This is a genomic window from Campylobacter concisus (assembly GCF_002913715.1).
GTDB lineage: Bacteria > Campylobacterota > Campylobacteria > Campylobacterales > Campylobacteraceae > Campylobacter_A > Campylobacter_A concisus_AG.
This window is the reverse complement of the sequence record NZ_PPCE01000009.1, coordinates 435001-456981: the sequence shown is the minus strand read 5'-3', so window position 1 is coordinate 456981 and position 21981 is coordinate 435001. Positions and strand designations below refer to the sequence as shown.

The 21981-nt window shown below is 38.8% G+C and carries 18 protein-coding genes and 2 pseudogenes; all 20 read right to left on the bottom strand.

Annotation, left to right across the window (positions count from 1 at the left end):
- Nucleotides 1–5 precede the first annotated feature (5 nt).
- On the bottom strand, nt 6–347 hold the full coding sequence (locus tag CYO92_RS06245) for a chaperone NapD (RefSeq protein WP_054196381.1): 342 nt from the start codon (nt 345–347) through the stop codon (nt 6–8).
- Nucleotides 344–1279 (bottom strand): WD40 repeat domain-containing protein, encoded by a 936-nt coding sequence (locus tag CYO92_RS06240; protein WP_103589083.1) that lies wholly within the window; start codon nt 1277–1279, stop codon nt 344–346. The genes CYO92_RS06245 and CYO92_RS06240 overlap by 4 nt, the downstream gene beginning before the upstream one ends.
- Nucleotides 1276–1743 (bottom strand): 4Fe-4S ferredoxin, encoded by a 468-nt coding sequence (locus tag CYO92_RS06235; protein ID WP_103589082.1) that lies wholly within the window; start codon nt 1741–1743, stop codon nt 1276–1278. The genes CYO92_RS06240 and CYO92_RS06235 overlap by 4 nt, the downstream gene beginning before the upstream one ends.
- Nucleotides 1743–2270, bottom strand: a complete 528-nt coding sequence (locus tag CYO92_RS06230; RefSeq protein ID WP_103589081.1) for a nitrate reductase cytochrome c-type subunit — start codon at nt 2268–2270, stop codon at nt 1743–1745. The genes CYO92_RS06235 and CYO92_RS06230 overlap by 1 nt, the downstream gene beginning before the upstream one ends.
- Nucleotides 2267–3058 (bottom strand): quinol dehydrogenase ferredoxin subunit NapH, encoded by a 792-nt coding sequence (napH, locus tag CYO92_RS06225; protein ID WP_103560247.1) that lies wholly within the window; start codon nt 3056–3058, stop codon nt 2267–2269. Before napH ends, CYO92_RS06230 begins: the two co-directional genes overlap by 4 nt.
- Entirely contained in the window at nt 3055–3813 is a 759-nt protein-coding gene (napG, locus tag CYO92_RS06220) for a ferredoxin-type protein NapG (protein WP_103589126.1), read from the bottom strand. Before napG ends, napH begins: the two co-directional genes overlap by 4 nt.
- Nucleotides 3814–3822: 9 nt before the next feature.
- On the bottom strand, nt 3823–6603 hold the full coding sequence (gene napA, locus CYO92_RS06215; protein ID WP_103589080.1) for a nitrate reductase catalytic subunit NapA: 2781 nt from the start codon (nt 6601–6603) through the stop codon (nt 3823–3825).
- Nucleotides 6604–7143: 540 nt separating this feature from the next.
- Nucleotides 7144–7668, bottom strand: coding sequence for a methyl-accepting chemotaxis protein (locus tag CYO92_RS09675; protein WP_430516142.1), 525 nt, complete (start codon nt 7666–7668; stop codon nt 7144–7146).
- A 657-nt stretch (nt 7669–8325) separates the two neighbouring features.
- Nucleotides 8326–9066 (bottom strand): annotated as a pseudogene (locus CYO92_RS09670) (cache domain-containing protein); the annotation flags it as partial.
- Nucleotides 9067–9292: 226 nt separating this feature from the next.
- Nucleotides 9293–9733 (bottom strand): methyl-accepting chemotaxis protein, encoded by a 441-nt coding sequence (locus CYO92_RS09665; protein WP_374188056.1) that lies wholly within the window; start codon nt 9731–9733, stop codon nt 9293–9295.
- A 795-nt stretch (nt 9734–10528) separates the two neighbouring features.
- Nucleotides 10529–11233, bottom strand: a pseudogene (locus CYO92_RS09660) (cache domain-containing protein); the annotation flags it as partial.
- A 420-nt stretch (nt 11234–11653) separates the two neighbouring features.
- The gene (locus CYO92_RS06200) at nt 11654–14221 is read right to left on the bottom strand and encodes a molybdopterin-dependent oxidoreductase (RefSeq protein WP_103589077.1); all 2568 of its coding nucleotides are present in this window, start codon (nt 14219–14221) and stop codon (nt 11654–11656) included.
- 84 nt (nt 14222–14305) lie between these two features.
- Nucleotides 14306–14881, bottom strand: a complete 576-nt coding sequence (locus CYO92_RS06195) for a cytochrome C (protein WP_103589076.1) — start codon at nt 14879–14881, stop codon at nt 14306–14308.
- A gap of 98 nt (nt 14882–14979) precedes the next feature.
- Nucleotides 14980–15402: an EamA family transporter gene (locus CYO92_RS06190; protein WP_103589075.1), complete on the bottom strand. Its 423-nt coding sequence runs from the start codon at nt 15400–15402 to the stop codon at nt 14980–14982.
- Nucleotides 15403–15447: 45 nt separating this feature from the next.
- Entirely contained in the window at nt 15448–16371 is a 924-nt protein-coding gene (locus CYO92_RS06185) for a Dyp-type peroxidase (protein ID WP_103589074.1), read from the bottom strand.
- 19 nt (nt 16372–16390) lie between these two features.
- Nucleotides 16391–17086 carry a DUF4230 domain-containing protein gene (locus CYO92_RS06180; RefSeq protein WP_084040760.1) on the bottom strand — a complete coding sequence of 232 codons (696 nt, stop codon included), beginning with the start codon at nt 17084–17086 and terminating at the stop codon, nt 16391–16393.
- A 105-nt stretch (nt 17087–17191) separates the two neighbouring features.
- Entirely contained in the window at nt 17192–18403 is a 1212-nt protein-coding gene (gene ilvA, locus CYO92_RS06175) for a threonine ammonia-lyase (protein ID WP_103589073.1), read from the bottom strand.
- A 14-nt stretch (nt 18404–18417) separates the two neighbouring features.
- Nucleotides 18418–19527 carry a tRNA (uridine(54)-C5)-methyltransferase TrmA gene (trmA, locus tag CYO92_RS06170; protein WP_103589072.1) on the bottom strand — a complete coding sequence of 370 codons (1110 nt, stop codon included), beginning with the start codon at nt 19525–19527 and terminating at the stop codon, nt 18418–18420.
- A gap of 2 nt (nt 19528–19529) precedes the next feature.
- Complete coding sequence (locus CYO92_RS06165) at nt 19530–21224, bottom strand: Na+/H+ antiporter NhaC family protein (protein WP_054196368.1); 1695 nt, start codon at nt 21222–21224, stop codon at nt 19530–19532.
- 9 nt (nt 21225–21233) lie between these two features.
- Entirely contained in the window at nt 21234–21980 is a 747-nt protein-coding gene (locus tag CYO92_RS06160) for an SDR family NAD(P)-dependent oxidoreductase (protein WP_103589071.1), read from the bottom strand.
- Nucleotide 21981: the final 1 nt, after the last annotated feature.

Sequence of the window (21981 nt, the reverse complement as noted above, 5' to 3'; positions counted from 1 at the left end):
TTTTACTATTTCACTCTATGATGCACGCTGCCGCCATAAGTAATATCCTCAGCCTTTACCTCATCACTTGTTAAAATTTCACTTATCTTGCCATTTTCTTCTAGTTTTTTCCTATTTTCTTCGGCATCTTCTTGATAGCTGTAAACCATCGCAACGCTCACTACTCCGCTGATAACTTCTATCTTTTTAAAATTTTTTATCTCATCTTCAATACTATCTGAGCTAACTACCACCACAATCCTATCGTCTGCGTCAGTTATTATTTCACACTCTTTTAGCTTTTTTATCTCATTTTTTACACTTTCATTTTTATTGTCCGTATAAACTATTAAACTTGAAATATTCATTTAATTCTCCAAAACAAAATTTTATTCTCATAGGCTGAAGTTACGACTTCATTGTCGCTTATAAAAACTATACTATTTATCGTACTTTGCCCAGTTTTTAGCATTGCAATATTTTCTAAGCTTTTGCTATCAACTAAATTTACATCGCTCATCTCATCACTCATATAAGCCGCCACTCTACCATCATCGCTAAGGCCGACACCATAGACTAAAAAGCCGGTATTTATCTTTTTTAGGCTTCCAGCTGAAAATATCCCCACGATCCTATCGGTGCCTCCGCTGATCATAACGCCATTTTTATATGAGATGTCGTAGATATTATCTGTATGAATATCTAAAATTTGATCCATTTTTTTAGCTTTTATGTTATAAAAGTAGACCTTCCCACTCTCGCAAGCGATAGCTAGCGTGCTTCTATCTTCATTTATCTCCATATCTGAAAGCATCGCGATTGAAATTTTAAAGCTATCATAAATTTCACCACTTTTTAAGTTTAAAAAGTAAATTTCATTACTGATTGAAGCAAGTGCAATACGCTCGTCATCTAAAAATAATGCCTTTTTTGTCGCTTGATTTGGTATTTTTATGCTTTTCATCTGCCCATTTTCTCTTATATAAAGCACCTTTGTAGCATAGTCACCCTCACTTAGGATGAGTATCTTGCCATTTAACTCATCAACGTTTAGAATTTTTGGTCTTTCATGATCGCTAACGTATGTTTTTATATCTTCTATTTTTATTATCTCTTCAAATTTATCTTCTTTAGGATCATAAATTTCAACCGTCCCTCCATCAGTCGCGATAAAGAGTTTGCCATTTATTAGCGTTGTGCTTAGGACATTTGCACTAGCCTCTATTTGCTTGTATGGAGTGGTGATCTCACTTGCAAAGATAAAATTTAATAGACAAAAAATAAAAAACAAAGCTCTCATAGGGCCTCCATTTGAAGTGAATTTTTAAAGCAAACATCAAAGCACTCGCCGCAACTTACGCAGTTTTGATTAACAATAGGTCTAAAAACACCAAGAAATTCGACTGCTTTAAATTTGCAAGCATCAAGGCAGTTGTAGCAGATCGTATCGTTCCATGCTAGACAGCTAGAAACATCGATGCTAACTTTTGCATTTATACTCTTTGGTGAGTTTAAGCTTAATGTCTTCTTACCAAGACTCTCGCAAGCCTTTGCGCACTCTTCGCAAAAGTCACAGCCCAGCTTTTTAACTTTAAAAATTACTCTTTCATTTTCAAAGCTAAGAAGCTCTTTTTCACAAGCATTTACGCAGCTAGCATCGCATCCACCGCAGTCAAACTCTCCGCTAAAAAATGGCGGAGTTATAAATTTGGGAGCAGATTTTGCCCCCAAAATTTTACTAAAAAGCTCTCGCCTGCTTTGCATTATTTAACACCATCGTTTAAAACATCTAGCAAGTTTGACTTATGAGTGCCGTTTTTATCTCTAAAATCAGGCTTAAATTTATTACCGACTAGCTGAGTTAAGCCAGTTTGTTGCTCAACGTGGCATGTTGTGCAGTTATATCTTTCATCATCAAGCTTGCCTGCAAGATCTTTTTTATTTCTGATGTCATAAAGATGAGATGATGGTATCGGTGTTGCTCCACTATCTTTTGCAAACTCAGGCATATGGCAGGTTACGCACATATTCATATCCTTTGTGATAGGTACTAAACCCTCAGTATCGTGTGGGATAAATGGCGGTGCATTTTCAAAAGACCTATCAAATTTCTTTGACATACCAGCTGGCTCTTTTGTGTAGTTCACATCTTTTAATACAACGTCTTTATCGTCAAGCAAATCGATATTTCTAATGCCGATTTGCGAATCACTAATACTTGGATTATTAAAAGTACATGCCGCAAAAAACGCAGCGCACAATCCTCCAAGCATCATTATTTTTATTTTCATTTTTCTCTCCTTAAATTTCTAATACTAAATTTCAATGCCCCGTCTCCACAAACATCAATACACCTGCCACAGCTTATGCACTCGCTTGAGCTAACTGAGCGGCTCTCTTTACCGATCATATCAAGCACTTGCATCTCTGGGCAAATAAGCTTGCATTTCATACATTTTGTGCAAGCCTGGGCATCATGTTTTACTCTAATTAGGGCAAATTTTGAGATGATGGCATAAAAGGCACCAAGTGGACAAACGTGCGAGCAAATACCACGCTTTAACACAAACATATCAAAAGCAATGATCGCAACCGCTATGCCTAAAGCACTAGCTGAGCCGTAAATAATGCCACGCTGAATAATGCCAATATAGCTAACGCTCTCAAATACTGGATAAGACAAAGCAAGGCTTAATATAAGAGCAAGAGCCAGCAAATAATAACGTAAATTTTTACTCACATTTAAGACTTTTTCGCCCTTAAAGCCAAATTTCTCTCTTAGCTTAAAAGCGATATCGGTTAGTAAATTTATTGGGCATATCCACGAACAAAACGCTCTTGGAGCAACTAGCGCGTAAAATGCAAAGATAATGCCAGCTCCAATAATTGCATTTATGCCAGCGCTAAAGCTTGCAAGTAAAATTTGAACCAAAGCAAATGGATCGCTTAGTGGAATTTTTCCAAAAAGCAAAGATGAACTTAAATTTCCGCTAAGTATCTTAACTCCGTAAAAATTTCCTAGGATAAATAGCGCTAGGATAGAAATTTGAGTTATTCGTCTTAAGATTAAAAATTTCATAGCTCACCACCATTTAGATAATCAGTCGCTTTTTTAATGTCAAGCTTTATTTTGCTGTCTGCATCGTCTATGCGTCTTTCATCTTCTTTTATCCAGCCTTTGACGTAGTTATCGCCTACTTTGCCAAGCACCGCGTCACGGTTTAGCACGGTAATGGCTGCTTTTTTAGTGATACAGGCTCGCTCGCATAGGCCACATCCGGTGCAGATGTCGCTATCGACCACTGGAAGCAAAAAGGCATGCTTTTGCGTCCTTTCGTTACGGCGATACTCAAGATATAAGGCTTTATCTAAAAGAGGACAAGCCCTATAACAAGCATCACACTGTATACCCCAATAGGCCACACAGTTTTTCATATCTACCACTGCAACGCCCATCTTGGCCTTATTTATATCGAGTTTATCGTTTGTGCTTACTAAATTTACATCCAAGGCACCAGTTGGGCAAACTGGTACACAAGGAATATTTTCGCACATGTAGCAAGGAATTTTTCTAGGTTCAAAATAAGGCGTTCCGACACTTATACCATCCCCTAGAGAGGCGAGCTTGAGCGTATCAAATGGACATGCTTCCACGCAAAGTCCGCACCTAATACAGCTTTCTAAAAACTGCTTTTCATTTTTTGCACCAGGAGGCCTAAGAAGCATAAGTGGCGAAGCCTTGGCACTAAGCGACCAAACAAAGCCTCCGCCAAGAGCTAAAAGCGCTACTTTTGCTCCAAATTTTAAAGCCTCTCGCCTACTTGAAAATCCCATATCGCTCACCTATGCTTTGTAAATTTTAACCGCACACTTTTTATAATCAGTCTCTTTTGAGATTGGGCAAGTAGCGTCAAGACATACTTTGTTTATATAGACGTTTTCATCAAAGAAAGGCACATAAACAAGACCTACTGGTGGCTTATTTCTACCTTTTAGATCTACTCTTGCTTTTACCTTGCCACGGCGTGATTCGACCCAAACGATCTCATTTTGCATTACGCCAAGATTTTTAGCATCATCTTCATGCATGTAGCAAAGCGCCTCTGGGACCGCCCTATAAAGCTCAGGAACACGCATAGTCATCGTGCCTGTATGCCAGTGCTCTAGAACACGGCCAGTACATAGCCAGAACGGATACTCTTTGCTTGGCATCTCGCATGGATCCATGTAAGGGCGGAAGAAAATTTTTGCTTTATTTGCAAGAGATGTTTTCTCTTTATTTTGTACACCTTTTAGATCGCCTGTTGGAAGGGCTGCGTTTTTGTTGCCGTAGAATGCAAATTTATCATTTGGAGCAGCTTTTTTCGCGTATGGGTCAAATTTAGTGTTAAATCTCCACTGAGTCTCTTTGCCATCAACGACTGGCCATCTTAGACCTCTTACTCTGTGGTAAGTGTCAAAGTCAGCTAGGTCGTGACCGTGACCAACGCCAAATTTTCTATACTCTTCCCAAAGATATTTGTGGATGAAAAATCCATATCCTTTAAATTCTTTACCATCTGAGCCGATCACCTTTCTGCTGTCGCCAAAGACTTCTGTGTTGTCGTAGTTTTCTATGATCGGATCGTTTGCACTAAATTTCTTAGCATCTTCATTTGCAAAAAGCACGTCAAATAGTGTATCTTCTTCGCTATATCCCATAGCTTTTGCAGCTTCAAGCACGCTTGGAAGTGTCACTTTGTCATTTAGCTTTTTCTCGCCCCAAACATCTTTTAGTTTAAAGCGCTTACTAAACTCAAGCATCTGCCAGATATCAGGCATCGCTTCGCCAACAGGGAGTACTTGCTGTCTCCAGTGCTGTGTCCTTCTCTCAGCGTTGCCGTATGCGCCCCATTTTTCGTAGATCATCGCAGTTGGTAAAATAAGGTCAGCTACTTTTGCAGAAATTCCTGGATAAGGGTCGCTTACGACGATGAAGTTGTCCATCTCGCGGGCTGCTTTGATCCAGTGGTTTGCGTTTGCAGTGTTTTGCCATGGGTTATTTACTTGAACCCAGATAAATTTAACCTTGCCATCTTCAAGATCACGCATCATTTTTACGTAGTGTGAGCCTGGTACGGCATTTAGCGTGCCAGCAGGTAGTTTCCAAAGTTTTTCAGTGATCTCTCTGTGTTTTGGATTAGCGACGACCATATCAGCTGGCAAGCGGTGAACGAATGTTCCAACCTCTCTTGCAGTTCCGCACGCACTTGGTTGGCCAGTTAGAGAAAAGGCGCCTGAGCCTGGGAGTGCTTGCTTGCCGAGCAAGAAATGCACCATATAAGCTTGCTCATTTACCCATGTGCCGCGTTGGTGTTGGTTAAAGCCCATAGTCCAGAAGCTAACGACTTTGCGGTTTTTCTCGATGTAAAGATCAGCAAGTGCTTTTAGTTTTTTCTTAAATTCATTGATATCTTCGTTAGGATCGCCTTTTGCTACCTTAGCTGTAAAGTCAAGTGTGTAAGGCGCAAGAGCTTTTTTAAACTCTTCAAATGTTATTTGCCAGTGATCGCCAGCTTTTGCAGCATTTTTATTTTCTAGCGTATCGCCAGCTTTTAGTCCAAGATATGCAAGCGTAACACCCTCAGCTTCACTTAGCACCTTTGACTTCTCAGTCGCAGCTGTGTCTAGCTCGCTTGGAGCATATTTTTTGTGATGGATGTCTGGGCGAAGACCATATCCGATATCAACTGGGCCAGCTGTGAAGACGCAGTGTTTTTTAACAAATTCTTCATCGATCATCTCAGGGTGGTTATAGACTATCTCACGAGCGATGTAGTTCCATATAGCAAGGTCAGATGACGGAGCAAAAATGATCTCGATATCGGCTAAATTTGATGTTCTAGTTGAGTAGGTGCTTAAATTTACGACTTTTACTCTATCAGGATCGCTAAGCTTTCTATCACTGACGCGTGCCCAAAGGATCGGGTGCATCTCAGCCATATTTGCGCCCCAAGCCACGATAGTATCAGTTAGTTCGATATCATCAAAACAGCCTGATGGCTCATCGATACCAAAAACTTGCATAAAGCCAAGAACCGCACTTGCCATACAGTGTCTTGCATTTGGATCGATGCTGTTGCTTCTAAAGCCACCTTTCATAAGCTTAACTGCTGCATAGCCCTCTGGGATAGTGTATTGACCAGAGCCAAGCACGCCAACGCCGTGAGGTCCAAGCTCGTCATAAGTCTTTCTAAACTGAGCTTCCATCACGTCAAATGCTTGTTTCCAGCTTACTTGCTTAAATTTACCTTTTTTGTCAAATTCACCCTTTTCATTTACACGTAAAAGCGGATGAGTGATCCTATCTTCGCCGTACATGATCTTAGCGTTAAAGTAGCCTTTGATGCAGTTTAGACCGCGGTTTACTGGTGCTTCTGGATCGCCTTTTACGGCTACTATCTTGCCATCTTTTGTAGCAACCATGATGCCACAGCCTGTTCCACAAAACCTACAAGCGGCCTTATCCCAGCGCCAGCCTTTTTCAGCTTCGCTTGCTGCACTTAGCGAGCTTGGTACGGCTATACCAGCACTAGCACAAGCAGCACTAGCCGCAGCACTTTTTATGAATTCTCGTCGATTCATTCTTTCTCCTTTAAAGATTTAAAACAAATTTAATTGATATTAACCTTGTAAAACTTATTTACAACTGATTTACATTTACAAAAATTTCAAAAAACTTAAGCCAAAAATGTAAATATTTTTCTACATAAAAATATTAATTTTCTCACAAAGCACGATTTTAAAAGAAAATACTATTTAATAAAATTTAAAAATTTTAGAGTTGTTATCAAAAAAGCTAAAGAAAACAAAGTAAAATTGTTTTTGAATATTTGAGTAAAAAAGTAACATAAAATATCATTAAAAATTTTTATATCTTTACCGAAATAGCAATAATTGTAAGGATAAATTCCAATAGACTTCACTACTTTGCAGCAAACATAATCTATAAAAATTTAACTAGTAATATCACTATAAAGCTATAAAAATTAGATAATTTTTAAAAATTTTATTATATTTATAAAACAAAAAACAATTTTAAGATTAGAGATAGAATAGAGTTATTTTCATCCTCAAATTTTGAGGATGAAATATTAATGAATTTTTAAGTATCAAGCCATAAAGTTAAAATTTATTCTTTTTAACATCGGCTACTATCATCTTAGCCATTTCATCGATTTGGGCAGTGATTTCATTCGTTGAGCTCACGATATCAACATTTTGCTTTGTAATGCTATCAATCTGGCTTACACTTTGATTTATCATATTTATGCCTTCGCTTTGCTCTCTGATGCTCTCACTCATCTCATTGATGCTTTGAGTAAGTATATTTGCATTAGTTTCGATCTCGCCAAGTGATTTTTGGGTGCGCTCGGCTAGTTTTCTAACCTCGTCGGCAACTACGGCAAAGCCTCGTCCATGCTCACCAGCACGTGCTGCTTCGATAGCAGCGTTTAGAGCAAGTAGATTTGTTTGATCGGCTATATCTCTAATAATAACGATGATGTTTTTAATCTCTTCAGATTGTTTTATAACATCTACAGTCTTTTGGCTAATTGCGCTCATTGAGCTACTCATTTGTTCGATCGCAGCAGCACTTTCCTGGAGAGAATTTGCCTGTGTGCTAGCACCTTGAGTTACTTGCTTCATTGATGCATCTAAATTTTTGGCTTTTTCTTCTAAGAATTGTGCTTGTTTTAGGTTAAATGCAAGCATATTAGCTATCTCTTCGCCAAGCTCATTTGTTACTAGTTCGACATTTCCTTTGGCGTCCAAAATTCTTGAAGTAAAATCAGAATTTCTAAAATCATTAAAAGTTTTTTGGATCATATTTAAATCGCTACCTACTCTTTTCTCCAAAACATCTAGCATTTTATTTAAGACATCTTTTAATTCAATTAGTTTTGGATTAGCTGGAATATCTACTATTCTTGCTTTTAAATTTCCATTTTCTATCGCCTTTGCAGTCTCAACAGATTGAGATACCACTCTAGAGTCTTGATCGGCATTGTCAAAAATTTTAGCAATATTATCATTTATTAGTTTGCTCATTACACCAAATTCATCTTTTGTTGCCACCTTTGAAGCAACTGGCTCTTTTATCTCAAAATTTAAAAATCTAAAGAAACTAACCAAAGCATCTGTAATAGTTTTAATAGGATTAAGCGATCTTTTTAGCAAGAAATATACGATCAAAGATAAAACAACTATAAATATAATGGCTAAAATAATTTGAACTTTTAAAATAGGCAAAGTATGTGAGCTAAAGATATTTTGATCCATTGCTGTTATTGCTAGCCAGCCTTTGTCATTTATCTCTAACATATAAGCATAGACATCTTCGCCTTTTGTGTTTTTATATGCTATTAATCCATTTTCATCAAATTTCTTTTCATTATATTGTTTTATTAGACTCTTTGCGATCTCGTGAGGTTTGCCAACTAATTCTTTATTTGGGTGCATTATAACGTTGCCATTTTGATCTGTAACAAAAGCATAGCTGTATTCAGTTTTACTGATTTGCGATATATTATTGCTCAACTCCTCAATAGATGCATCTATACCAGTAACTCCAATATTTTTAATAGGTGCAGCAAAAGTTATAACCATCGCATTTAATGAAGCTGCCATATATGGATCAGTATATATTGATTTATTCTCGGCTTTAGCTTGTTTATACCATCCTCTAACTCTTGGATCGTATCCAGCTTTGTTTTGCCCATTTGATCTAAACATAGCCCCATCCTCATATCCAGCGTAAACGAGAGTGATCTCTTTTCCAGATATAGCTTTTGCTTGAGATAAAGCTAAATTTACACCATCAGCATTCATCGAGCCATCACTTTTCTCGCTTATCTTACTAAGAGTCTCAGCCATTTTTTCTATAGCATACTGATTATTAGTAAAAAAGCTATTTAGTGCGATTTTCACATCTTTTAAGATTTGCTTTTGAGTTTGTATTACTAACTCAATGGCTTTATCATGAGCTGTGTTATAGCTAGCTAAAGATATTAGCGAGAATGATATGAATAATGCCAGTATGAGCATTAAAGATATTTTGTTTGCAATTGATCGCATTTACTTTCCTTTTACAAAAATTTTTAAGATGCGATTATATATTTTTTATATTAAATAGTATTTAATAGTATTAATTACAAAATAGTGATGTATACATTAAATAATAATTTTGAATTATTTTTTCATTTTAGGTAGTTAAGATCAGCGAGATAAAATTAGAATTTAGGGGAAGCAAACCCCTAAATTCGGTCTAAGATTAAAATTTGTTCTTTCTAACGTCAGCTACTATCGTCTTAGCCATTTCATCTATTTGGTCAGTAATTTCGTTTGTTGTACCAACAATATTAATATTTTGTTTTGTAATACTGTCGATCTGACTTACACTTTGATTTATCATATTTATGCCTTCGCTTTGTTCTCTGATGCTCTCACTCATCTCATTGATACTTTGAGCTAGAACATTTGCATTAGCTTCGATCTCACCAAGGGATTTTTGAGTTCGCTCAGCTAGTTTTCTAACCTCATCTGCCACCACCGCAAATCCTCTGCCGTGTTCACCAGCACGTGCTGCCTCGATAGCCGCATTTAGAGCAAGTAGATTTGTTTGATCGGCTATATCTCTAATAATAACGATGATGTTTTTAATCTCTTCGCTTTGTCTAGTTACGTCGCTAGCTTTTTGGCTAATGGCATTCATAGAACTGCTCATCTCTTCTATAGCAGCCGCGCTTTCTTGGATGGAGTCGGCTTGCTTATGGGCTCCGTCGGTTAGGGTTCTCATAGATTCTGCTAGGATTTTAGCTTTTTCTTCTAGAACCTGAGCTTCTTTTAAATTTTCCCTTAGCATATTGCTTACGGCGTCGCCCGCGCTTTGAAGGCCTACTATCATATCTCTTAGATCGCTTTCAAGCTCCGGTTTTAGCTCTAATCTAGGAGTGTAGTCGTTTTTATTGTAAGAAGCTAAAACTACGGCTATTCCTTTTAAATTTTCAGAAATTGATGCAAAGAATTTATTTAGTAGATCTTTTAACTGAACTAAAGCCGGATTATTAGGGACGGAGTTAATCTTGGCTCCCATGTGTCCTTTTATCATGAGATTTGCTATACCGTTCATCTCGTCTATTAAGGCGCTGTCTTTTTTAACGCCGTTAAGGACTTTTTCTATATTCTCGTTAATAGATTCGCTCATTCTGCCGAATTCGTCTTGCGTAGTTACTACTAGCTTTTCCGGAGCGTTAGGGGTTTCGTAGGTAATAAATTTAAACGCGTCTTCAAGCTTGGTTTGAATAGTTCTAATAGGGCTAAGGGATTTTTTAAGAAGAGTAAATACGATAGCCGAAAGTATGACTATAAAAGCTACGGCAAGGATTATTTGAGCTTTTAATAAAGGTAGGGTATTAGACGAAAAAGTATCCGCTCCGATAGCAGCTACGGCTAGCCAACCTTGATCATTTATAGGAAGAATTTTGGCAGTTACGTTTTCGCCTTTATAGTTAGTGTAAGGGATAAGTCCATTTTCGTCATATTTCTTTTCTGCATATTGTTTTGAGAGATATAGTGTAGACTCGACTGCTTTGCCAACATTATCTGGATTTGAGTGCATTAGCATTACACCATCTTTATTCATAACATAGACATAGCCGTATTTCGTTTTACCCATTTCGAGAATTTTTTTACTTAAAGTATCTATTTTTAAATCAAGTCCCAAAACACCATCAAAATTTCCATTTTTATTTACTGGAGCTGCAAAACTAATTACTAAAGCATTAAATAAGGCAGCTTTGTAAGGTTCGGTATAGATAGCACCATTTGCGCTCTTTGCTGCTTTATACCAGCCTCTAGTTCTAGGATCGTAGTTATCGGCAGGAGTTGTTTTAGTGCCGTCAGACTGGAAAAAATGTCCATCACTCTCGCGACCATAAAAAATATCAGTAACTAGACGACTAACATTTTCTTTTTGCATTTTTGTTTTTTCCATGTACGAGTAATCATTATTTGGTGTTTGTGCTATATCCAAAGCATACTTTTTAGCAACTTCTAAATATTCTTCAAAAAAAGAATCCGTAGTAGCTTTGATGTCACTTAGAATCTGATCCTGGGTCTGGCTGACCAACTCTACTACCTTACTTTCCGCTGTATAGTAGCTGACTGCTGAAATAGCAGCAAACGAAATAACTAGCAATGAGATGATAATCATCGCTATCTTTGAAGTTATGGACTTCATCTTTCCTCCTTTAAAAAGTTAAAATCGCTTTAATTTATCGAAAAAGAATTAAAACTAAAATTAATTTTATACTACATTTAACACCTTTTAAACAATTAATCAAAAATCGATCTATTAAGGTGAAAAAGTGAGTTTTTTTAGTGATTATTTTATCTTTAAAAGTCTGGTAGCTTGGCTTTAAAAAGGACTTTATAAAAATTTATAACTGGTCATTCAAATGTAGAATTTTTTTATTTAACAATCAACAAAATTATACCTATCATCTCAACATCCATTGCAAAATAAAAATTTATAGAGTTATAGACTTTAAATATAAATTTAAGCTTTTGTGAGTAGTAGATTTATTTTAAATTTTAAGTTCAAAAGCAGGAGAAGACTCCCCTGCTTTTAATATTATTTAGAAATTTTTGGCTCAGCAAAAGCTGTAAGCTTTAATGCCTCGTCGCCTTTATATTTCTCGATATTTACAAGAGCTGTATGGCTGATATTGCCATTTGCTAGCTTGCTTGTTGGGATATCTATGGTTAACACATTTGCACCGCCATTTTTGCAAATTCCACTATCAAAGCCGTCATACCAAGCGCCCTCAGCTAGTTTTACAACGCCCTCTTTGATATTTTTAGTGACATGAGCACCTGCTAAAACCTCGCCACGTGCGTTAAATACACGTACCAAGTCACCACTTTGTACGCCAAGCTCTTTTGCGTCTTTTTCGTTGATCCAGATAGGCTCGCGATTTGCGATAGCGTAGTTGTCACGAAGTGAAGTTTGGCTTAGCTGTGAGTGCAAGCGGTCAGTTGGGTGAGCGCTTATCATGTGGAATTTAGCCGGTTTATCTTTCATGCCTAGCCACTCGATCGGCTCAAACCACATTGGGTGAGCCTTGCAGTCGTCGTAACCCATTTTCTCGATAGTCTCTGAGTAAATTTCTATAAGACCGCTTGGGGTTCCAAGAGCATTTAATACAGGATCTTCTCTAAATTCGCCAAATCTCACCCAGCTATCGCTATCTTGAGATGAGGCAAATGTAACTGGCTTATTCTCGTTCCAAAACTCTTCAAATGGTTTCATATCAGTTGTGAGCTCTGGCACAGCCTTGACCTGAGCGTACGCTGCGTCATAGTACTCTTTGATCCAGTCAAACTCATCCTTACCGTTATCTGTGTAGGCAACGACTAAATTTTTAGCATAAGCTTTGCAAAGATCGATAAAAATTTGATAGTCGTCTCTTGCCTCGTGGTATTTTTCAACGACTTGTTTCATCGGTACGATGTTCATATTTGAGTAGTCACCAGTCATGGTAATGTCGTTTCTCTCGTACTCTGTGGTGACTGGGAATACGATATCAGCCATTTTTGCTGTCGGTGTCCAGTATGATTCATGTACGACAACTGTTCTTGGCTTTCTCCACGCTTTTAAATTTGTATTAGTATCTTGGTGATGCACAAGTGGATTACCGCCGACCCAGTAGATAAAGTCGATGTCTGGATAGGTGATCTTTTTGCCGTCATGATCAATCACTTTGCCCGGATTTAGCAGAGCGTCCGCGATACGAGCGACCGGGAAGGCATAGTTGGTTGCTTTTTGTAGCCAACTTTGGCCTGTACCTGCTGCTGCAGCTGCCTTTGCGACGAAGCGACCTCGTTTGTCAAACTCACCTGTATCCGTGCCTATAAACTCGCCCTTATCGTTAAATTTACCCACACTTGCGCTATTTACTCCGCCAATGACTGCACCCTTGCATGTTGGTGCGCCACCGTTTGAATAGTGATAGCTAAGCCCGAATCCACCGCCAGGAAGTCCGATCTGACCAATCATAGCTGCTAGTGTCACCATCGCCCAGTGTGGTTGCTCGCCGTGGTGAGCGCGCTGCATACCCCAACCACTCATTATCATAGTGCGGTTTGCGACAAATGTATCAGCTAGCTCTTTTAAAGTATCTTTATCGATGCCACAAATTTTGCTCGCCCACTCTAAATTTTTAGGAGTATTGTCTGTCTTACCAAGTAGATATGGGAGAAATTTATCGAAGCCTGTTGTGTAGGTTTCAACGAAATTTTTATCATACTTGCCGCTTTCATATAGGTAGTGCATCATACCAAGCATCATCGCTGTGTCGGTGTTTGGCACAGGAGCTATCCACTGAGCGTTATCAAAGTATTGCGCTGTGTCACTCTTGATAGGATCGATGATGATCACTTTGATATCTTTTTTATTTTTGAGCTCTTCAAAGTATTTAAAGCCCTGCTCGTCGGTGCTAGTCCAAGCTATGCGAAGTGTCGCAAGTGGGTTTGCACCCCAGATGACTACGACTTTTGAGTTCTCAAGTACGACTGGCCAGCTGGTTTGCTGCTCATAGACCTCGATACTACCCACGACGTGAGGCATAATAATTTGGCTAGCACCTGTTGAGTAATCTCCTAGTGAGCCAACAAAGCCACCACTAAGGTTCATAAATCTATGAAGTAAAATTCTTGAGTTATGTACGTTACCGCTTGATTTCCAGCCATAGCTGCCTGCAAAAACGCTTTGTAAGCCTTTTTGTGCTCTTGTTTTTTTCAGCTCTCTTGCAACTAGCTTGATCGCCTCTTCGTAAGGCACCTCAACCCACTCATCCTTACCGCGAAGCTCTGGCTTTGGACTATCTGGATTTTCAAGGTAGCTCTTTCTAACTGCTGGACGCTTGATACGACATTTGTAGATCATATCTGGTGTGTAGTGCTGAAGCGGGTTGTAAATTTCACTTGTTTTTTGGATAGGCTCTGACTTTACTGCTACGCCGTTTTTGGTTATCACTTTTAACATACCCCAGTGGGCAGCTGTGATGACCTCGCTATCTCTTAAAACACTCTTTTTTACGCCATCAGCAAATAAATTTGATGCTGTTACGCTTGAAAGCAAAGGTGTCGCTGCAATTGCTGTAGCACCTTTTTTTAGAAATTCTCGTCTGGTCTCGTTCATCTTATCTCCCTTTCATTTTTAAGTTTTCTTTTGAATAAGCTAAACTTTAATATTTGTTTTTACTCGCCGCTACAAAAGTTTTGCTTATTTACCTAGGTTTACGTCAGATGAGTGTTTTTGAAGGTATTCAACAACCAACCACTCGTCTTTTTTCTCTATTGCGGTTCTGCCGATCATTGATTTTAGAAGTGACGGCCATTGGTTTGCGTTGAAATGTGTGGTTTGAGGCAACGCATGGCAAACACCACAGCTCTCTTTATACATCTTGTCAGCTTTTGCAAACATTGCGTTTACGTCAGTGCTAAAGCCATCTTTTTGAACAAAAACTGTTGTTTCTACTTCATTCCATTTGCCGTTTTTGCCCTCTTTGATCACTTTAATATCAAAAGGTGCAGTTTTTGCAAATGCCACCGAGATAATCCTCGCGCCATCAGCAAAATAAACTACGTTGCTAACGGCTGGATTTTGATAGCCTTTTACTTTAATTTGCGCTCTGTCACCGCTTGTTTGTAAAATTTCAACTGCGTTGGTTGGTAGCAGTCTGCCTATACTTTTTGTTGAGCTAACATTACCGTAAACATCTTTTACAACATCTGTGTAGTTTACACTAGCACCAAATGCCGCACAAGCCACGATGGTTGATAGAATGATTTCTTTCATATTTCTCCCTTCAAAATGAAATTGTTCAAATTTTAGGAGCTTTTTAATTAATTACAAATTAAAATTAAAAATATAATTTAAGAATAATGCAGGAAATTTTATTTAAAAATGAGTAAAAATACACCAGACACGATAAGACAGATGGCTAAAATTTCTTTTAAATTTAGCCTCTCACCAAGAAAGATGACAGCCAAAATGATAGCCAGCACAACACTAAATTTATCGACTAATGCCACTTGATAAACCTTGCCTACCTGCATAGCTTTAAAATACATGAGCCACGAAAGCCCAGTTGCTATGCCACTTAGTATGAGAAAGAGCCAGTTTTTAGGGCTTAGTGAGTTTAACGGTTGCCATTTTTTAGCCACACTTAAAAGCAAAACAAGCATCAAAATGACGACAATCGTTCTTATAAATGTTGCAAAATCACTGTCAATGTCCTTTACACCAAGCTTTGCAAAGATCGCTGTAAGTGCAGCAAAAACAGCTGAAAGAGCTGCGTAAATAAACCACTCTGGCATTTTTATTTAAAATTTAAAAGGGCAAGTCGCCTCACCCATTTAATTTTAGCCCTCATAATCGCTTAGCATATCAACTGTTGGCACAAAATATAAGGCACCAGTTACTGGCGTACTAAAGTCAAGCAGCCTATCTGAGTTGCCCTTTGGCTCGCCGATGAACATCTTTTTAAGCATAAGCTCAACCGTTGAAAATGTGCTCGCATAAGCGATGAAGTAAGTGCCAGTTTTACTACCTTCAGTAAATGGCATATTACCACGTACGACCTTTTTATCATCTCCTACGTTTGCAGCAGCTGAGTGCGAATTTGTAGGTTTTACATCTTCGCTCATCTCGATGTCAAGCTCTTTTGAGCGACCTATTACCTTTTCTTGCTCACTTACGCTTGTAGCGTTCCAATCTTTCATATTATGGAAATATTTTTGTACAAAAACGTAGCTGCCGCCTTTAAATTTAGCGTCCTCATCGCCAACTTTAGCAAAGAAGTCTCTCTCCTCGCCCTCAGGATTTTCAGTGCCATCAACAAAGCCTATTATCGCCCTACCGTCATGATACTTAAAGCCTTGCGTCTCGTCTGTAAGCTCTGCAAATTTAAAAAGTACAGACTTTATCGCTTGAGCCATATCGAAGCAATCGGGCGCATTTAAGGCGCGGATATGGATGTGGATATCGCCCTTTGTACTAACAGCCTCGTGTTTGTCACCTTTGATAGCTTTAAAATTTACAAGCTCTTTTGGTAGATCTTTTGAAATTTCAAGCTTTTTCCAAGCATCATGACCCACACCAAGAACGCAGTTTACATTTTCATTTGCGCCAAATCTAATCTTGGCAGTTTTATTTAAATTTACAACCAAGGCGCAAAGCTCGGCAAAACCCTCTTTACAAGCCTTTTTGTCAGCTGTTAAAACCCAAGTTTGAAAGACTGTGTTGTTGCCTGGTGTCTGCGTGACTTCCTGTGAATTTACGCTCATTTTTTCTCCTTTTTAAGTTTTATGCAATATTTTCTAAATTTAGTTGTGAGCTGATCTGCTCATCGTTATCGTCAAAAATAAACTCAACTTTGTTTGCCCCAAAGCTCTTTGCGATCGCTTCAAGCGTATCGCGAGCTGATTTATGAATTTTACTTTGAAGCTGCGAGATAAGGCGAACGCTCATCTTTTTGACTTCGTTTCTAGCTTCTTCTATTAGCCTATTTTTATCTTCTTCTGTAAAAGTGCTACCAAAAAAGCCATTTAGCGAGTCAGGCAGCAAAAATGGTATAAATTTGCCGTTTTTCTCATCGTAAAATTTCATATCGGCAATTGAGAATTTATACTTGCAAGGAGGCATTTTTATCTTATAGCTAGAGTTTGCGATCTGCGTGATCTCGAGCTTTGGGCTAGTTAGATCGTAGATGAAATTTATCTCAAACTCAAATATCATCGAAAGCTTCTTCTCACTTATTAGCCATCTTAGATACTCTTTGCCAAAATTTCCAAACGCATGATCTGTCTTTGTAACGATCTCTTTGCTATATACTTGAAAAACTGAAAGCTCGCCGATGCTTTTTAGCTGCGAAATTTCAGTGCTGACTGAGAGATTTTCGCTATCATCTTTTGCCTTTTTTAACGCCTTATTTGACCTATAAAATGCAAATGCCAAAACAGCTAGTAAGATAGCTAATATCAAATTTGCATATTCGCTCATTTTTTCTCCTTTAAAGCTTGCTATTTTAGCTTAAATTTGTAAAGCAAAAGGAATTTTAGCTTGTTTTTTTTGCTATCTTGAAATCCACAAAAAAGCAAAAAATATTTAAAACAATTGAGAAAATGAAAAACCACTTTTTTCAAGCACTTCTTTGATCTTTTCTTGATGCTCAAGACCCTTTGTCTCAAGCGTGATCGTGATATTAGCATCACCGTAATCAAGCCTTGTTGAGAAGCGATCGTAGTCGATTTTGACGATGTTTGCATTTGCTGATTTTAGACTATCAGTTAGGCTCATTAGCGCTCCTGGCTTATCTACAAGCGTGATTTGCAAGGTCATCTTGCGGTGAGACTTGATAAGACCCTTTTCGATGATGATAGAAAGCACCTGAACATCGATATTTCCACCACTTAGCACCACACCTATCTTTGCGCCTTTTTTAAATTTGATCTTATCATGCATAAGTGCTGCCACGCCAGCTGCGCCAGCTCCCTCAACTACGATCTTTTGCGTCTCTAGCAAGAACAAAATCGCAGTTGCGATCTCCTCATCATCGACCTGCACAAACTCATCCACGCACTCAACGATATTTTTAAGCGTTATCTCGCTCGCGTCACGCACAGCAATGCCATCAGCTATGGTGCGAACTGACTTTGAGTTTATGCTCTTTTTAGCGCCGTAGCTATTAAACATCGCTGGAGCGCCCTTTGCACCGACGCAAACGACTTTAGTTTTTGGATTTACTTGTTTTATACAGCTTGCCACACCACTAGCTAAGCCACCACCGCCAACTGGCACTACAACCATATCAAGGTCGCTTATCTCATCAAGCATCTCAAGACCCACAGTGCCCTGCCCTGCCATGACGTACTCATCGTTAAATGGATGAACAAAGGTCATATCTTTTTCTTTGGCGTAATTTACTGCAAATTCATACGCCTCATCAAAGTTATCACCTTTTAAGATCACTTCAGCGCCAAGATCCTTCGTGCCAGCTACCTTTAGAAGTGGGGTTGATTCTGGCATGACGATGCAAGCATGCACGCCAAATTCTTTTGCGCTTATCGCCACACCTTGAGCGTGATTGCCAGCGCTTGCAGCCACGACGCCACGTTTTCGCTCCTCCTCGCTTAGGCTAGCTATTTTATTGTAAGCGCCTCTTATCTTATAAGCTCCGGTTCGTTGTAAATTTTCCTCTTTTAGATAGACATTTGCGCCTAAAATTTTGCTAAGTTTTGCACTTAGCGCAAACGGAGTTTTATTTACAAAGTGACCGATCGTTATCTTTGCTTGGATTATTTTGTTTAATGAAACCATTTTCAACTTTCCTTTTAAAATTTATCTTTTGCCTCAAGTAGCACGCCACACTCGATGTGATGAGTGTTGGCAAACTGATCAAAGAGCGCAAATTTTATCACTTTATGGCTTTTAGTAAGCTCTTTTAAATTTTCTTTTAGAGTCTCTGGATTGCACGATATATAGATGATGTTTTTAAAATTTTTGATGAAATTTACGACACTTTCGCTTAGTCCTGCACGAGGCGGATCAACAAGGACGTGAGAGAAGTTAAAATCGCTTAAATTTATATCCTTGAGCCTATTAAATTCCCTAATTCCAGCAAATGCGCCCATAAGCTCGTCAGCATCCATACGCAAAAATTTGATATTTTTAGCCTTGTTTAGCTCGCAGTTTTTAAAGGCATTTGCGATCGAGCTTTTTGAAATTTCAGTGGCAAGTACATTATTAAATTTAAACGAAAGCGGAATAGTAAAATTTCCATGTCCGCAGTAGAGCTCAAGGAGGTCAGCACCGCCTTGCACACACTCTTTTGCCCAAGCAATCATCTTTTCATTTACGGCTCTATTTGGCTGGATAAAGGCATTTTCAGATAGGCTAAATTTATAAATTTCACCGCCAACGTCTAGCTCATCAATCAAATTTAGCTCACCACTTAGCAGCTTTTGCCCACGAGATCTAGCAAGTATGGTGACATTAAGCTTGTTAGCTAAAATTTTCATAGCCGCCTCAAACTCGCCATCAAGTCTTTTATGGTAAAGAAGTGTGACCAAAATACCGCTTTTACAAGAGATAAATTCCACTCCAAAAAGCTTTGCGCGCAGTATTTCGTTCTCTTGTAAGCCATAAAGCAAGCTTGGCATGAGATCTGAAATTTGCTCGCAAACCTTTGGACAATCATCTATAAAGACCTTTTTACCCTTTTCGCTTGCATGCATCGTGTAGCTAAGCTTGCTGCCTTCATGCCAGATGCCAAACTCAGCTCTCGTGCGGTAGTGTTTTGGTGGTGAGCTAAAAACATCAAACTCACCATCATAAAACTCTGAAAAATTTTGTTTTACAAGGTCAGTTTTAAATAAAATTTGCTCATCATAAGGGGCAAAAAGAGTGCAAGAGCCGCACTCTTTTAAATAATTACAATCCAAATTTATGCTTCTACTTTCTTTCCAACAAATCTAACTAGCGCCCAAATCGCTAAAAATCCGCAAGGAAGCGCGATCCAAACACTAAGACCAAGTGCAACCGGCAAGTAACCAACTAGCACACAAACCGCACAAACACTAAGTGCATATACCATTTGAGTTGAGACGTGATCGATATGGTTACATCCTGCGCCCATTGATGAAAGTATCGTAGTATCCGATATCGGTGAGCAGTGATCGCCAAAGATCGCACCTGTAAGTACGCCTGAAATATTTACGATCATATATGCATGCATCGCATCGCCCTCTAGGCCGTAGTTTTTGCCGACAGCATAAGCTAGTGGGATAGCTAGAGGCATTAAAATTCCCATCGTGCCGTAGCTTGTTCCAGTTGAGAAGCTAATAAATGAACCAAGGATAAAAACAGCAACTGGCAATATAAATTTAGGTGTAGAAGAGCTTAATAAATCAACCAAATATCTTGATGTGCCAAGCTCTTTAATAACAGCACTAAGGCTCCATGCAAGAAGTAAAATCACAACCGTAATTATCATAGTCTTCCAGCCCTTTACCCATGTGCTGATAGCCTCTTTTACGTCAAAAATTTTACGCCAAACACCCATTGTGATAGCTACGATACTAGCAAGTAACGCTGCTTGAAATAGTGATGTAGCTGAGTCTGCTGCGCCAAAAGTATCTTTAAATGTAGAAAATGAAAGTGGATTAGCAAGTGCATTTTTAAGAGCATCGCCCTCAAGTGCAGCAAGACCACTAAAGTAAAAACTAGTAAATGCGCCAATGACCAGCACAAGAAGTGGCACAACAGCATTTGCAGCGCTTAATTTTACGCCCTCTTTTGGCTCAAGTGTTTTATCTTCAAGATCTTGGATTTGAGTTTTACCTGAGTGAAGCTCGCCTCTTCTAGCACGTCTTTCAGCTAATAGCATTGGGCCGTATTCGCGCTGCATCAAGGCGGTACAAACTATGAAAAATAGTATAAAAAGGTTGTAAAATCTATATGGAATTGTCTCGATAAATATAGAATAAGCGTTAATTCCAGTCTCTCCAACTAGCTCATAGCCCTTTTCAATTAGTGAAACCTCAAGACCAACCCATGTCGAGATGATAGCAATACCAGCGATCGGTGCTGCGGTAGCATCAATGATAAAGGCTAGCTTTTCACGGCTTATTTTAAATTTATCGCTTATCGGTCTCATTATAGGGCCTACAATTAGGGCATTTGCATAGTCATCAAAAAATACAAAAATTCCCATGAGCCATGTTGAAATTTGAGCTGAGATGCCGCTTTTTGCCTTTTTACTAAGCCAAAGAGCAACCGCCTTTGTGCCACCCATCTTTGTAATGAGTGCGACCACACCACCGATACAAAGCACTTGAAGTAAAATTCCTGAATCAGTCTTATCAGCCATTGATTCAACAACTCTTGAAACGATGCCTGTAAAGCCTTTTACGATACCCATAAAGATATTTTCATTGATGATATTTATGAGAAAAGTTCCGCTAAAAACACCTATAAATAGCGACAAGATGACGTCTTTTGTAATAAAAGCAAGTGCTATTGCCACAACAGGCGGTATAAGCGTGAATACGCCATAAATTTCAGCGTTTCTCTTTGCCACTTCTGGATCGACACCAAAAAGCGCAACGCTAAAAAAAAGTAATAATAAAATTTGTCTCACAAGAACTCCTTAAAATTTTTCTATCGCAAGTCCAGCCCAAGTCTGCGTGTTCGCCATGACTTCGACTCTATTTATATTAACACTTCCAGGCATATCTAGACAATTTACCAAAATCGTCGCGATATCCTCAGATGTGATGAAATTTGTATTTTCATAAAGACTATCCGCCTTTGCTTTATCTCCTCTAAATCTAACCTCGCTAAATTCAGTCTTACAAAGCCCTGGCTCAATGTTTGTCACCCTGATATTTGTACCAACTAGATCGTTTCTTAAATTTAGGCTAAACTGCTTTACAAAGGCCTTTGTAGCACCATAAACGTTACTTCCAGGATATGGCCATGAGCCAGCTGTCGAGCCAATATTAAAGATATAGCCCTTTTCTTGCTTATAAAGTAGTGGCAAAACCGCCTTTGTCGAGTAGATAAGACCCTTGACGTTGGTGTCTATCATCGCCTCAAAGTCCTCTACCTTCGCATCTATCGTCTTTTCAAGCCCAAGTGCCATACCAGCGTTATTTACAAGCACTTCGATATCCTTAAATTTATCAGGCAGGCTCTCGACCGCTTTAAAAACAGCCTCTTTGTCGCGTATGTCAGCTACGATAATATGCGTATCGCCAAGCTCGCTTGCAAGCTTCTTTAGCCTATCTTCTCGCCTTGCAAGAGCGACTATCTTGTAGCCCTCTTTTGAGAGTCTTCTGGCGATCGCCTCGCCAAATCCAGATGTTGCACCAGTTACAAAAGCTGTCTTTTTCATG

What these genes read in the sequence shown, in the direction of transcription:
- CYO92_RS06190 (WP_103589075.1), bottom strand. Translation starts at nt 15,402, where the DNA reads ATGCCAGAGTGGTTTATTTACGCAGCTCTTTCAGCTGTTTTTGCTGCA.
- CYO92_RS09665 (WP_374188056.1), bottom strand. Translation starts at nt 9,733, where the DNA reads ATGAATGCCATTAGCCAAAAAGCTAGCGACGTAACTAGACAAAGCGAA.
- CYO92_RS06235 (WP_103589082.1), bottom strand. Translation starts at nt 1,743, where the DNA reads ATGCAAAGCAGGCGAGAGCTTTTTAGTAAAATTTTGGGGGCAAAATCT.
- CYO92_RS06180 (WP_084040760.1), bottom strand. Translation starts at nt 17,086, where the DNA reads ATGAGCGAATATGCAAATTTGATATTAGCTATCTTACTAGCTGTTTTG.
- napH (WP_103560247.1), bottom strand. Translation starts at nt 3,058, where the DNA reads ATGAAATTTTTAATCTTAAGACGAATAACTCAAATTTCTATCCTAGCG.
- CYO92_RS06230 (WP_103589081.1), bottom strand. Translation starts at nt 2,270, where the DNA reads ATGAAAATAAAAATAATGATGCTTGGAGGATTGTGCGCTGCGTTTTTT.
- CYO92_RS06200 (WP_103589077.1), bottom strand. Translation starts at nt 14,221, where the DNA reads ATGAACGAGACCAGACGAGAATTTCTAAAAAAAGGTGCTACAGCAATT.
- CYO92_RS06185 (WP_103589074.1), bottom strand. Translation starts at nt 16,371, where the DNA reads ATGAGCGTAAATTCACAGGAAGTCACGCAGACACCAGGCAACAACACA.
- CYO92_RS06195 (WP_103589076.1), bottom strand. Translation starts at nt 14,881, where the DNA reads ATGAAAGAAATCATTCTATCAACCATCGTGGCTTGTGCGGCATTTGGT.
- CYO92_RS06240 (WP_103589083.1), bottom strand. Translation starts at nt 1,279, where the DNA reads ATGAGAGCTTTGTTTTTTATTTTTTGTCTATTAAATTTTATCTTTGCA.
- CYO92_RS06245 (WP_054196381.1), bottom strand. Translation starts at nt 347, where the DNA reads ATGAATATTTCAAGTTTAATAGTTTATACGGACAATAAAAATGAAAGT.
- napA (WP_103589080.1), bottom strand. Translation starts at nt 6,603, where the DNA reads ATGAATCGACGAGAATTCATAAAAAGTGCTGCGGCTAGTGCTGCTTGT.
- napG (WP_103589126.1), bottom strand. Translation starts at nt 3,813, where the DNA reads ATGGGATTTTCAAGTAGGCGAGAGGCTTTAAAATTTGGAGCAAAAGTA.
- CYO92_RS06160 (WP_103589071.1), bottom strand. Translation starts at nt 21,980, where the DNA reads ATGAAAAAGACAGCTTTTGTAACTGGTGCAACATCTGGATTTGGCGAG.
- ilvA (WP_103589073.1), bottom strand. Translation starts at nt 18,403, where the DNA reads ATGGTTTCATTAAACAAAATAATCCAAGCAAAGATAACGATCGGTCAC.
- CYO92_RS09675 (WP_430516142.1), bottom strand. Translation starts at nt 7,668, where the DNA reads ATGAAGCAAGTAACTCAAGGTGCTAGCACACAGGCAAATTCTCTCCAG.